The organism is Microbacterium sp. RU1D (assembly GCF_900156435.1).
Lineage (GTDB): Bacteria > Actinomycetota > Actinomycetes > Actinomycetales > Microbacteriaceae > Microbacterium.
In genome coordinates, this window is sequence record NZ_FTPQ01000003.1 from 643,218 (window position 1) to 654,599 (window position 11,382).

Here is an 11,382-nt window from a genome sequence, read left to right on the forward strand (position 1 = left end):
GCGGCGACGCTACGGCGGGCCGCGCGGAGGCGGCGAGGGTCTTGACGCCCGGCGTCGGGAGCGCTCCCGTGAAGAACCCGTCGACGCCCCCCTTACAAGGCGTCGACGGGTCCGGTCCTACTCTGGCGTATTTCGGTCGCCCGAATCCACTGCGAATCGGGCGACTAGCTCTCCTGCGCGCGCAGCGCCGCCACGACGTCGTAGCGCGCCCGGATCTGCGGTCGGTGATCGGGCTCGACCGCGCGGGTCGTCGCGACCGTCCAGTCGACCGGCCCGCCCGCGAGCACACCCGCGGCCTGGCGCGCCGCCCCGAGCGCGACGTACTCCCCCGCGGCCGGCACGACGATCTCGGCGTCGAACACCTGCGCGGCGATGCGCGCCACGCCGTCGTTGGCCGCCGCTCCGCCGATCAGCAGCACGCGCCGCACCTCGACGCCCTGCGCCTGGATGGCCTCGAGCCCCACGGCGAGCCCGCTCAGCATCCCCTCGATCGCGGCGCGCGCGAGGGTGGGACGGTTCGTGGATGCCAGGGTCAGACCGGTCAGCGAGGCCTGGGCGTGCGGGAGGTTCGGGGTGCGCTCCCCCTCGAACCACGGCACGAGCACCACGCCGTCGGCGCCCGGCTCGGCCTCCAGCGCGAGGGCGCCGAGCTCGTCGTGCGTGACGCCGAGCAGGCCCGCGAAGGCATCGAGCACGCGCGCGGCGTTGAGGGTCGCGACGAGGGGGAGATACTTCCCGGTCGCGTCGGCGAACCCCGCCACCGTGCCGGTGGTGTCGCGGCTGGGCGCGTCGGCGACGGCGAAGACCGTGCCCGAGGTGCCGAGCGAGACGACGACGTCGCCCACTCCCGCGCCGAGCCCGAGGGCCGCGCCGGCGTTGTCCCCCGCACCGGGGCCGACGAGCGCGCCGCCCGCCAACGTGCCGGCGCTCTCCCACGGTCCCAGCACGCGCGGTCGCACCGCGTCGTGCCCGAGGGCGCGGACGAACAGCTCGTCGTCGTATCCGTCGGCGCCCCAGTACGCCGTTCCCGAGGCGTCTGAGCGATCGGTGACGAGTTCCTCCAGCACCGCGTTGCCCGGCCCGAAGCCGCGCAGGCGCCAAGTCAGCCAGTCGTGCGGGAGGGCGACCGCGGCCACGCGCGCGGCGTTCTCGGGCTCGGCATCCCGCAGCCAGCGGAGCTTCGTTCCGGTGAAGGAGGCGACCGGCACTGCGCCGGTGCGCTCGGCGAATTCGGCGGCGCCGACCTCGGCGATGAGGTCGCGCGCGGCCTGGGCCGAGCGCGTGTCGTTCCACAGCAGGGCGTCGCGGATGACGGCCCCCTCGGCATCCAGCACGACCATGCCGTGCTGCTGCCCGGCGATCGAGACCGCGGCGATGTCGTCGAGCCCGCCCGCCTGGGCGATGGCATCCTGCAGCGCGATCCACCACGCCTCGGGGTCAACCGCGGTGCCGGCCGGATGCGACGCACGCCCCTCGCGCACCACGCGCCCGGTCTCGGCGTCGACGACGACGACCTTGCACGACTGCGTCGACGAATCGACTCCCATGACGAGCGCCATGCTCACTCCCTCTGTTCGCCGCGCCCTCTTCGGCGCGGTGATCACGTTGTCCGTTGTTGCACCCGGGCTCTATCGTCCAGAACACCCGGAGGGGTTTTCAATCCGTCCGGGTGTCTTGGACACTCATGGCCGGATGAGGCGAGCCGCCGGAGGCACGACAGACGCCGCGCTCCCTCGGGGCCCGATTGCCGTGACTCGAGTGTCCAGAACACCCGGACTCTTTCTCAATCCGCCCGGGTGTTCTGGACAATCGCCGACGCGGATGCTCGGGCGCGCCGCGCCGTGAAGCGCTGTGCGCGACGCGGCGAGTCGAACGGGGCCCGGATGCCGCGGCATCCGGGCCCCTCGGAAGCTCAGCGCGCGCCGAGCAGGTGCTCGGTGGCGAGCTGCTGCAGACGGACGAAGCCGAAGCCCTTACCGCCGAGGTACGCGTCGGCGTCGAAGTCCTCGTAGGCCGAGCGGTCGGCGAGGAAGTCGTCGTACGTCTCGCCCTCGTTGAGCGTCGGCTGCGCGAGCTCCGCGACCTTGGCGGCCTCGAGGGCCTCCTGCACCTCGGGGTCGGCGCGGAAGGCCGCGGCGCGCTCCTTGAGCAGCAGGTAGGTGTTCATGTTGGCCGAGACCGAGTCCCAGACGCCGGTCTCGTCCTCGGTGCGCGAGGGCTTGTAGTCGAAGTGGCGAGGGCCGTCGTACGCGGGGACGCCGCCGGGGCCGCCGTTCTCGAGCAGGTCGACGAGGGCGAAGGCGTTGTGCAAGTCGCCGTGGCCGAAGACGAGGTCCTGGTCGTACTTGATGCCGCGCTGACCGTTGAGGTCGATGTGGAAGAGCTTGCCGTGGTACAGCGCCTGGGCGATGCCGGCGGCGAAGTTGAGGCCCGCCATCTGCTCGTGACCGACCTCGGGGTTCAGGCCCACGAGCTCGGGACGCTCGAGCGAGTCGATGAACGCGATCGCGTGACCGAGGGTCGGCAGCAGGATGTCGCCGCGGGGCTCGTTGGGCTTGGGCTCGATCGCGAAACGGATGTCGTAGCCCTTGTCGGTGACGTAGTCGCCGAGCAGGTTGACGGCCTCGCGGTAGCGCTCGAGCGCCTGACGGATGTCCTTGGCGGAGTCGTACTCGGCGCCCTCGCGGCCACCCCACATGACGAACGTCTTCGCGCCGAGCTCGGCGGCGAGGTCGAGGTTGCGGAGCACCTTGCGCAGGGCGAATCGACGCACCTGGCGGTCGTTCGAGGTGAAGCCGCCGTCCTTGAACACCGGGGCGGAGAAGAGGTTGGTGGTGACCATCGGCGTGACGATGCCGGTGGCCTCCATCGCGCCCTTCAGGCGGTCGATCTGCGTCTGACGCTCGGCGTCGGTCGAGCCGAAGGCGAAGAGGTCGTCGTCGTGGAAGGTGAGCCCGTAGGCGCCGAGCTCGGCGAGCTTCTCGACGACGTGCACGACGTCGAGGGGCTCGCGGGTGGGGCCGCCGAACGGGTCGGTGCCGTTGTAGCCGACGGTCCAGAGACCGAACGAGAACTTGTCATCGCGGGTGGGGGTGGGCATTCCTGCTCCTTCGCATGGAGACGCACGAGTGCGCGGTGACGCGCGCCGGGTTTGTTGGTGCTCACAACATATACCCCGGATGCCGCGGCGTCCAGCCCCGCGTCAGTCGTCGAGCGCGGCGTCCACCACGGCGAACACGGCGGGGTCCCACGTCAGCGCGCGCTCCCACCGTAGGCCGAACCCCTCGGCGAAGAAGATGCTGTGCACGTGGTCGGGGAACGAGTGACGTTCGACGATCGGCAGCACCGTCGCGGGAACCTCGTCGGCCCGTCCGCTCGCGAGCGAGACCAGGCCGTCGTGCGGCCACAGCTGCCGCGGCTCGTCGGCGGCCGCGAAGAAGCCCGCCCCGATCGCGGTCACCGGGGTGCCGTCGAGGACCCCCGCCTGCGCGTCGTTCCACCCGCGCAGGAACCGACGCGACACCTCGGCCGCCGCCCCCTGGGAGTTCGCGTCGGCATAGGGTCGCGCCTCGGCGAAGATCTGCAGGGTGGCGGGGTCGCCGTGCGCGTCGTCCTCGGTGATCTCGCCGTCGAGCAGGTCGCCGAGCACCGAGCCGTCCCACGGGGTGCCGAGGGTCACGAGACGCTCGACGCGCGGGCCCTCACCGCCCAGCTCGCGGATGGCGGCGCGCGAGAACAGCCCGCCCATCGAGTGACCGACGAGGGCCACGCTGTCGATGCCCTGGTCGTCCGCGAGCCACCGCAGGAAGGCGGCGAGCGCCACCCCCGCGTCGTCGACACGACCGACCGCGTTGATGGTGACCTCGGCGGGCAGCACGACGGCAACGTCGGCGAAGCCCTGCCACCCGGCATCCTCCCGCACCTCCCCCGCACCGATGCGGGCCGGGGCGGTGAAGGTCCGAATGCCACGGTCGAGCAGGTGCGCACGGAGGGCCGTCATCGTGTTGCCCGCCGCGAGCCCCGTGGCCGCGGCACGTTCGGGATCGGTGAACGGGGTGACGGCGGCGCCACCGGAGACGAGGACGACGGCATCGGCCATGGCGGCTCCTTCACGGGTCGGCTTCCCGGTCAGGATAGGGCAGCGTTTCCCCCGTCGAGTGTCCGGGACACACCGTGTCGGCCGAGGCACGACGGCGTGTCCCGGACACCCGACGGAGCGAGCCGGCGCGAGCGCGAGGCGCGCGGGCCGGGTGTTACCAGCGGGCGGACGCGGGACGTGGGCCGCGGCGCCGGGGCAGGTCAGCGCGGGAGGGCGTCCTCGATCGCGGCGACGACCTCGGGGGCGTCGGGCTGCGTGCGCGGGCTGAAGCGCGTGACCCGACCGTCGGGGGCCACCACGAACTTCTCGAAGTTCCACGAGATGCGGCCCGTCTTGCCCTCGGCATCCGGGGTCGTGGTCAGCTCTTTGTACAGCGGGTGCGCGTTGCGCCCGTTGATCTTCACCCTCTCCGACATCGGGAAGGTGACGCCCCACGTCGCGGAGCAGTACTCGGCGATCTTGTCCTCGTCGCTGAGCTCCTGCAGGAACTGGTTGCTCGGGAAGCCGATCACCGTGAACCCGCGGTCGGCGTACTTCTTGTGCAGCGCCTCGAGCGCCTCGTACTGCGGCGCGAGACCGCACCGCGACGCGACGTTGACCACGAGCGCGGCCTTGCCGGCGGTCAGTTCGCCGAAGGTCGTCTCGTCGCCGCGGATGGTCGTAATGGGGATGCCGGAGAGGTCCATGCGTCGATCCTGGCACCGCGCGCTTTGCCCGGGGTGGGAATGCGGCATCCACGACGGGCAGGGACGGATGCCACGGCCCGACGCCGACGGCATGGCACAGTGGTCGGATGGTCACCGAGGGCACGCGCGGCGACGGCATGCGCCGCGCCAACCTCTCCCTCGTGCTGCGCACGGTGCACCGCCAAGGACCTCGCTCCCGCGCCGCCCTCACCGAGGCGACGGGCCTGAACCGCTCCACGATCGCCGATCTCGTGGGTGACCTGCAGCGCTCGGGGCTCGTCGTCGAACGCGCGTCCGACGCTCAGGGTCGCGTGGGCCGGCCGTCCCCCATCGTCGCCCCCGACCCGCGAGTCGTGGCGATCGCCGTCAACCCCGAGGTCGACGCCCTCGACCTCGGCGCGGTCGCCCTCGACGGCACGATCGTCGCGCGCGAGCGGCTCCCCCAGACCGCCCTTCTCACGCCCGAACGCACCGCCGAGCTGGTCGGTGCGCACCTCGCGCGCTGGCGTGCGGACGCCCTGGCCGATGCACGGATCGCGGGAATCGGCGTCGCCGTGCCCGGTCCGGTGCGCGCCGCCGACGGCGTCGTGCGCGAGGCGCCGCACCTCGGCTGGATCGACGCCCCGCTGCCCTCTCTCATGACGGACGCCACGGGCCTGCCCGCCCACGTCGGCAACGACGCGGCGCTCGGCGCCCTCGCCGAGCACCTGTTCGGCGCCGCGCGCGGAGCGCACGACGTCGTCTACCTCAACGGCGGCGCGAGCGGCATCGGCGGCGCGGTGATCGTGGGCGGTGTGCCGCTCGGCGGCGCGGGAGGCTACGCCGGCGAGTTCGGACAGAACCGCCCCGGCATCGTCGACCCGCGCGACCGGCGCGCCGCCGACGGCGTCCTGGAGGACGAGGTGAGTCGCGCACTGCTGCTCGCCGCCGTCGGATTGGACACCGCGGACGAGGCGACGCTGGCCGCAGCCCTCGCCGCCGCCGACGACCCCGTCGTGCGCGCTGAGATCGCGCGGCAGCGGCGGATCCTCGCGACCGCCCTCGCGAACGCGGCGAACGTGATGAACCCGGCGGTCATCGTGCTCGGTGGTTTCCTCGCGACCCTCGCCGAGCTCGACCTGCCTGGTCTCGATGAGGCCGTGCGCGCGCAGACCATGCCCGCGTGCGCGGAAGGTCTACGCCTCGCGGCGGCGGAACTCGGCGAGGACCGTCTCCTCGTGGGCGCGGCCGAGGCCGTGTTCGAGACCGCCCTGTTCCCCGCGCGCTGAGGTCCCGGCATCCGGGGCTGCGCGCCGGGCGGAGCGGAGGGGCGATGTGCGACCGAGCGGTCGGTATCCGGGGCGGTCACCCGCGGCCCCCGCGTCGCCCTGTCGGGGGCAGGATGGACGAGGTGCACGAGACGACGAAGACGGAGCGACTATGACCGAGACACGAGACGCCGGAGCCACCTGGTCGGGCAATTACCGCTACCACGCCGCCGAGGTGCTGCTGCCCGCCGACGTCGACGAGCTTGCCGAGGTCGTGGCATGCTGTCCCGCGCTGCGCGTGCAGGCGACGCGCCACACGTTCAACGACATCGCCGACGCCGACGGCGCCCTCGTCTGCCTCGAACGGATGCCGACCCGCATCGACGTCACCGACGACCGCGTGCGCGTCGAGGGGCTCGTGACCTTCGCGCAACTCGCCCCCGTGCTCGAGGCCGAGGGGCGCGCGCTGCACAACCTCGGCTCCCTCCCGCACATCTCGATCGCCGGGGCCGCCGCCACCGGTACCCACGGGTCGGGGATGGGCAACGGTAACCTCTCGAGCGCGGTCACGGCCCTCGAGATCATGGATGCCGACGGCCGCACGCAGCACGTCGATCAGGCGCATCCGTGGTTCGGCGCCGCCGCCCTCGGGCTCGGCGCGTTCGGGGTCGTCACGGCCGTGGAGCTGCGCACCGTCCCGACGTACACCGTCATCCAGCAGGCCTATACCGGCGTCGCGTGGAACGACCTCGTGTCCGACCCCGCAACGGTGTTCGGGGCATCGCGGAGCGTCAGCGTCTTCACGACGTGGGGCGACCCGGCCGACGACCTCGTGTGGGCCAAGAGCGACACCGAGGCGCCGACATGGGTCGAGGACCTCGGGGGCCGTCCCGTCGGCGACGACCTGCACCTCGGCCGCATCCGCACGCTGGACAACACCACCGAGCGCGGAACCCCGGGGCCGTGGCACACCCGCCTGCCGCACTTCCGCGCCGACGCGCTGCCGAGCGACGGCGACGAGATCCAGTCGGAGTACTTCGTCCCGATCGCCTCCGCGGCCGACGCGTTGACGGCCGTCCGCGCGATCGCCCCCGCGTTCGACGCGCACCTGCTGGTGACGGAGCTGCGCACGGTGGCCGCCGACGGCCTGTGGCTCAGCCCGGCGTTCGAGCGCGACGTGCTCGCGATCCACTTCACCTGGCGCAACGACACCGACGGCGTGCTCGGGGTGCTGCCGCACATCGAGCAGGCTCTGGCACCCTTCGACGTGCGCCCGCACTGGGGCAAGGCGTTCACGATGCCGGGCGAGACGGTGCGCTCCACGCTCCCCCGCGTCGACGATTTCCTCGCCGCGGCGCGCGAGGCGGACCCGCGCGGCGTCTTCCGCAACGCCTATCTGGAGCGCACGCTCGGCCTGTGAGGCGGGAGGCGCGCGAAGGTCGCTGAGCCCGTCGATGGGACCGGGACCCACGCAACCCCCGGAGGCTTCGACGAGCTCAGCCTCCTCATGCCGAGACCGCGGAACGACGCCGCCCACCGCGGCGCCGCCCCGTGGCATCCGGTTCAGCGGCTGGAGTAGCCGCCGTCGATCGGGAGCGAGACGCCGGAGATCATGCCCGCGCCGTCGCCGAGCAGGAAGACAATGGGGGCGGCGATGTCGTCCTCGGTCGCCCACTTGTGCAGCGGCATGGCCTCGAGGAAGGGGCCCTCGATGTCGGGGCGACCCCAGTACCAGGCCGACATCGGCGTCATGACGACGGTGGGGTTCACGCTGTTGACGCGGATGCCGTAGCCGCCGAGCTCGAGGGCCGACACGCGCGTGATGTTGTCCAGGGCGGCCTTCGACGAGCCGTACGAGATGTGCCCCGTGAGGGCGACGAGGCTCGCCTGACTCGAGACGTTGACGATGGCGCCGCCCTTGCCGACGCGGATCATCTCGCGCGAGGCGTACTTGGTCACCAGCAGTGACCCGCGGGCGTTGATGCTCATGACCTTGTCGAACACGTCGATGTCGGTCTCCATGGGCGTGGCGATCTCGCCGCCCCACCCGCCGCAGTTGACGACGCCGTAGAGGTCGCGGCCCTCGATCGCGGAGCGGATCTCGTCCTCGGATTCGAGGTCGAACACGACGGGCTCGGCGCCGGTCTCGGCGGCGATCGCGGCGACGCTGTCGGCCGTACGACCGGCGGCGAGCACGGTCGCCCCGGCGGCGACGAGGTGGCGCACGGTCGCGCCGCCGATGCCGCCACCGGCTCCGGTGACGAGGATGGTGCGGTCGGTGAAATCGGTCATGGGAGGGCTCTTTCGCGGGTCCTGAGGGCGGGGACGACGGCGGTGTCGTCGCGGCCCATGATAACCACAGAATCACGCGGATGACTTCGGTGTCATGACGAATTGGTCCCGACTGTTGACACCGGTGTCACGGTGGGCTTACCGTAACGTTCGTTCGACCGGTGGAAAGCTCCACCGGACCGCTCCACCGGCGCAGCACTTGGACGTGCGGCGTCCCCGGAAGGACCACACCGCCGTGACCCGCACCTCGCAGAACGCCGCACCGATCGCCGCCGCGACCGTGCACCTCGACGACCTCGTCGACCGTGCCCGTCGGCTCGCGGCATCGGGCGAGCGCCGCGTCCTGGGGCTGGCGGGTACGCCCGGCGCCGGCAAGTCCACCGTCAGCGACGCGCTGCTCGCCGCCCTGGGCTCCGACGCGGTCCTGGTCGGCATGGACGGGTTCCACCTCGCCAACGAGGAGCTCATCCGCCTCGGCCGCCGCGATCGAAAGGGCGCCCCCGACACGTTCGACGTCGACGGCTACGTCGCCCTGCTCGATCGCATTCGCGCCGGCCGCGAGGTCTACGCGCCGCGCTTCGACCGGAGCCTCGAGGAGTCGATCGGCTCCGCGGTGCTCGTGCCCGCCGACGTCCCCCTCGTCATCACCGAGGGCAACTACCTGCTGCACGACGAGCACGGGTGGGATGCCGTGGCATCCCGTCTCGACGAGGTCTGGTTCCTCGACATCGACGCGTACGCCCGCCGCAAGCGCCTCGTCGCCCGCCGGCTCTCCCACGACCACCCGCATGACGAGGCCGTGGCCTGGGTCCGCGAGGTCGACGAGCGCAACGCCGCCGTCGTCGAACGCGGGCGCCACCGCGCCCACCTCGTCGTCACCGTCTCCGACGCCCCCGCCGGGGGCGTCGGCCACCACGAAGGAGCTTCCTCATGAGCACCACCACGGCTGTGCCCGTGCTGCAGGCGCGCGGCCTGTCGCGCCAGTTCGGATCCGTCCGCGCCCTCAACAACGTCGACTTCGAGGTCTACCCCGGCGAGGTCACCGCTCTCATCGGAGACAACGGCGCCGGCAAGTCGACGCTCGTGAAGGCCCTGTCGGGCAACCTCGCGGTCGACGAGGGCGAGATCCGGTTCGACGGGAAGCCGATCGACATGTCGAACCCCCAGGTCGCCTCCTCGCTCGGCATCGAGACGGTCTACCAGGACCTCGCGCTCGCGCCCCACCTCGATCCCGTGCAGAACATGTACCTCGGCCGCGAGATCCGTCGCCCGGGGCTGGCCGGGGCGCTCGGGTTCATGAAGACGAAAGACATGGCGAAGGCGTCGCGCGAGGCGTTCGACGAACTCGGCGCCACCGTGCGGTCGCTGACCTCCCCGGTGGGCGAGATGTCGGGAGGTCAGCGTCAGGCCATCGCCATCGCGCGGGCCGTGCACTGGGCCTCGCGCGTCGTGTTCCTCGATGAGCCCACCGCGGCCCTCGGCGTGCGTCAAACGAAGAACGTGCTCGAGACTATTCGCCGCGTGCGCGACAAGGGCATCGCGGTGGTCTTTATCTCCCACTCGATGCCGCACGTCATCGACGTCTCCGACCGCATCCAGGTGCTGCGTCTGGGCACCCGTGTGGCCAACATCCAGGCCGCCGACACCTCCATGGAAGAACTCGTCGGGCTCATGACCGGCGCCGTCACGAAGGACGACCAGAAGTGAGCACCACGACCCCTCCCACCGAGACCGTCGCGATCGGCACGTTCGACGACACCCAGAAGGTGAACCCCGTCCGCCGGATCCTGCGCACGCAGGCCTTCCAGATCCTGCTGGTGCTGCTGGCGATCATCATCGTCTTCAGCATCATCGCGCCCGACTCGTTCGCGCAGTGGACCAACTTCCGCCTCATCATCCAGAACGCCTCGATCCTCGCCGTGCTCGCAGTCGGCATGACCTACGTGATCATCACGGCCGGCATCGACCTCTCGGTCGGATCGGTCCTGGTGTTCTCCGGCGTCGTCGCGGCCATCGTCATGCGGGCGATGGGCGGAGAAGGCTGGGGCGTCGCGATCGTCGGCATCCTGGTCGCGATCCTGAGCGGCGTGTGCTGGGGGCTGTTCAACGGCTTCCTCATCGCCAAGGCGAAGATCCCGCCGCTCATCGTCACCTTGGGTTCGCTCGGCATGGCGCTGGGTCTGGCGCAGATCCTCACCGGCGGCGTCGACATCCGCGACGTGCCGACCGTGCTGACCGTCTCGATCGGCTACGGCAACGTCTTCGGCAGCGTCCCGATCATCAGCGTCATCGCCCTCGTGGTCGTCGCGATCGGTGCGATCGTCCTTCACTTCACGCGCTTCGGCCTCTACACGCTGGCCGTCGGATCGAGCGAGATCGCCGCCCGTCGCGTCGGCGTCAAGGTCGACGCGCAGCTGATCAAGATCTACACGATCTCCGGCGCCCTGGCCGGACTCGGTGGCATCCTGTCGCTCTCCCAGTTCTCCACGACGGCGATCGCGGGTCAGTCGCAGACCAACCTCAACGTCATCGCCGCGGTGGTCATCGGTGGCACGTCGCTCTTCGGCGGCGTGGGCACGATCATGGGCACCGTCGTCGGCCTCTTCATCCCCGCCGTGCTGCAGAACGGCTTCGTCATCACCGGCGTGCAGCCGTTCTGGCAGCAGGTCGCCGTCGGCGCGGTGCTCATCACGGCCGTGTACGTCGACCAGGTGCGCCGCACCGCCGCGACCCGAGGCAACTCGCAGGGCCTGTGGCGCAAGTTCGTCAGCGGAGGTCGGCGCGGCTGAGCCGCGGCGGCCTCCCTTCCTCCCCAACCCCTTACCCAACCCGACAAACAAGAACGGTGATCACAATGAAGTGGAACAAGAAGGCGACCGCCCTGACGGTCTTCGGCATGGCGGCGACCCTGACCCTCGCGGGCTGCTCCGGCGGTACGGCCTCGGGCGGCGCCTCGGGCGGCTCCGACGGCGGATACAAGATCGCGTTCGTGCAGGGCGTCGCCGGAGACGAGTTCTACATCTCCATGCAGTGCGGCATCCAGGACGAAGCCGCCAAG

10 protein-coding genes and 1 pseudogene are annotated in these 11,382 nt (G+C 71.5%); 6 read left to right on the forward strand and 5 right to left on the reverse strand.

The annotated features are described in order from the left end of the window. Positions 1–164 precede the first annotated feature (164 nt). From xylB to B0B15_RS15320, 4 genes are all read right to left on the reverse strand, one after another. The gene (gene xylB / locus B0B15_RS15305) at positions 165–1,559 is read right to left on the reverse strand and encodes a xylulokinase (RefSeq protein ID WP_076677531.1); all 1,395 of its coding nucleotides are present in this window, start codon (positions 1,557–1,559) and stop codon (positions 165–167) included. Between the two features lie 353 nt (positions 1,560–1,912). Beyond that, positions 1,913–3,100 carry a xylose isomerase gene (gene xylA, locus B0B15_RS15310; RefSeq protein ID WP_076677533.1) on the reverse strand — a complete coding sequence of 396 codons (1,188 nt, stop codon included), beginning with the start codon at positions 3,098–3,100 and terminating at the stop codon, positions 1,913–1,915. Positions 3,101–3,202: 102 nt separating this feature from the next. Beyond that, entirely contained in the window at positions 3,203–4,099 is an 897-nt protein-coding gene (locus B0B15_RS15315) for an esterase/lipase family protein (protein WP_076677535.1), read from the reverse strand. Positions 4,100–4,299: 200 nt separating this feature from the next. Continuing rightward, positions 4,300–4,785, reverse strand: coding sequence for a glutathione peroxidase (locus B0B15_RS15320; RefSeq protein WP_076677537.1), 486 nt, complete (start codon positions 4,783–4,785; stop codon positions 4,300–4,302). Positions 4,786–4,892: 107 nt separating this feature from the next. Here B0B15_RS15320 and B0B15_RS15325 point away from each other — a divergent pair, with 107 nt between their 5' ends. Beyond that, the gene (locus B0B15_RS15325) at positions 4,893–6,053 is read left to right on the forward strand and encodes an ROK family transcriptional regulator (RefSeq protein WP_076677539.1); all 1,161 of its coding nucleotides are present in this window, start codon (positions 4,893–4,895) and stop codon (positions 6,051–6,053) included. 151 nt (positions 6,054–6,204) lie between these two features. Next, entirely contained in the window at positions 6,205–7,452 is a 1,248-nt protein-coding gene (locus B0B15_RS15330) for a D-arabinono-1,4-lactone oxidase (RefSeq protein ID WP_076677541.1), read from the forward strand. Positions 7,453–7,595: 143 nt separating this feature from the next. Here the strand turns inward: B0B15_RS15330 and B0B15_RS15335 are convergent, their stop codons facing one another. Beyond that, on the reverse strand, positions 7,596–8,324 hold the full coding sequence (locus B0B15_RS15335; protein ID WP_076677543.1) for an SDR family oxidoreductase: 729 nt from the start codon (positions 8,322–8,324) through the stop codon (positions 7,596–7,598). Positions 8,325–8,559: 235 nt separating this feature from the next. Between B0B15_RS15335 and B0B15_RS15340 the strand changes: the two genes are divergently transcribed. From B0B15_RS15340 to B0B15_RS16595, 4 genes and pseudogenes are all read left to right on the forward strand, one after another. Further along, positions 8,560–9,258, forward strand: coding sequence for a nucleoside/nucleotide kinase family protein (locus tag B0B15_RS15340; protein ID WP_256334296.1), 699 nt, complete (start codon positions 8,560–8,562; stop codon positions 9,256–9,258). Then, complete coding sequence (locus B0B15_RS15345; RefSeq protein ID WP_076677545.1) at positions 9,255–10,031, forward strand: ATP-binding cassette domain-containing protein; 777 nt, start codon at positions 9,255–9,257, stop codon at positions 10,029–10,031. Before B0B15_RS15340 ends, B0B15_RS15345 begins: the two co-directional genes overlap by 4 nt. Further along, positions 10,028–11,113, forward strand: coding sequence for an ABC transporter permease (locus tag B0B15_RS15350; protein ID WP_076677547.1), 1,086 nt, complete (start codon positions 10,028–10,030; stop codon positions 11,111–11,113). The genes B0B15_RS15345 and B0B15_RS15350 overlap by 4 nt, the downstream gene beginning before the upstream one ends. 56 nt (positions 11,114–11,169) lie before the next feature. Beyond that, positions 11,170–11,382, forward strand: a pseudogene (locus B0B15_RS16595) (hypothetical protein); the annotation flags it as partial.

Excerpts from the sequence above, each read along its gene's own strand:
- B0B15_RS15320 (WP_076677537.1), bottom strand. The coding sequence starts at position 4,785 with ATGGACCTCTCCGGCATCCCCATTACGACCATCCGCGGCGACGAGACG.
- xylA (WP_076677533.1), bottom strand. The coding sequence starts at position 3,100 with ATGCCCACCCCCACCCGCGATGACAAGTTCTCGTTCGGTCTCTGGACC.
- B0B15_RS15325 (WP_076677539.1), top strand. The coding sequence starts at position 4,893 with ATGGTCACCGAGGGCACGCGCGGCGACGGCATGCGCCGCGCCAACCTC.
- xylB (WP_076677531.1), bottom strand. The coding sequence starts at position 1,559 with ATGGCGCTCGTCATGGGAGTCGATTCGTCGACGCAGTCGTGCAAGGTC.
- B0B15_RS15345 (WP_076677545.1), top strand. The coding sequence starts at position 9,255 with ATGAGCACCACCACGGCTGTGCCCGTGCTGCAGGCGCGCGGCCTGTCG.
- B0B15_RS15335 (WP_076677543.1), bottom strand. The coding sequence starts at position 8,324 with ATGACCGATTTCACCGACCGCACCATCCTCGTCACCGGAGCCGGTGGC.
- B0B15_RS15315 (WP_076677535.1), bottom strand. The coding sequence starts at position 4,099 with ATGGCCGATGCCGTCGTCCTCGTCTCCGGTGGCGCCGCCGTCACCCCG.
- B0B15_RS15330 (WP_076677541.1), top strand. The coding sequence starts at position 6,205 with ATGACCGAGACACGAGACGCCGGAGCCACCTGGTCGGGCAATTACCGC.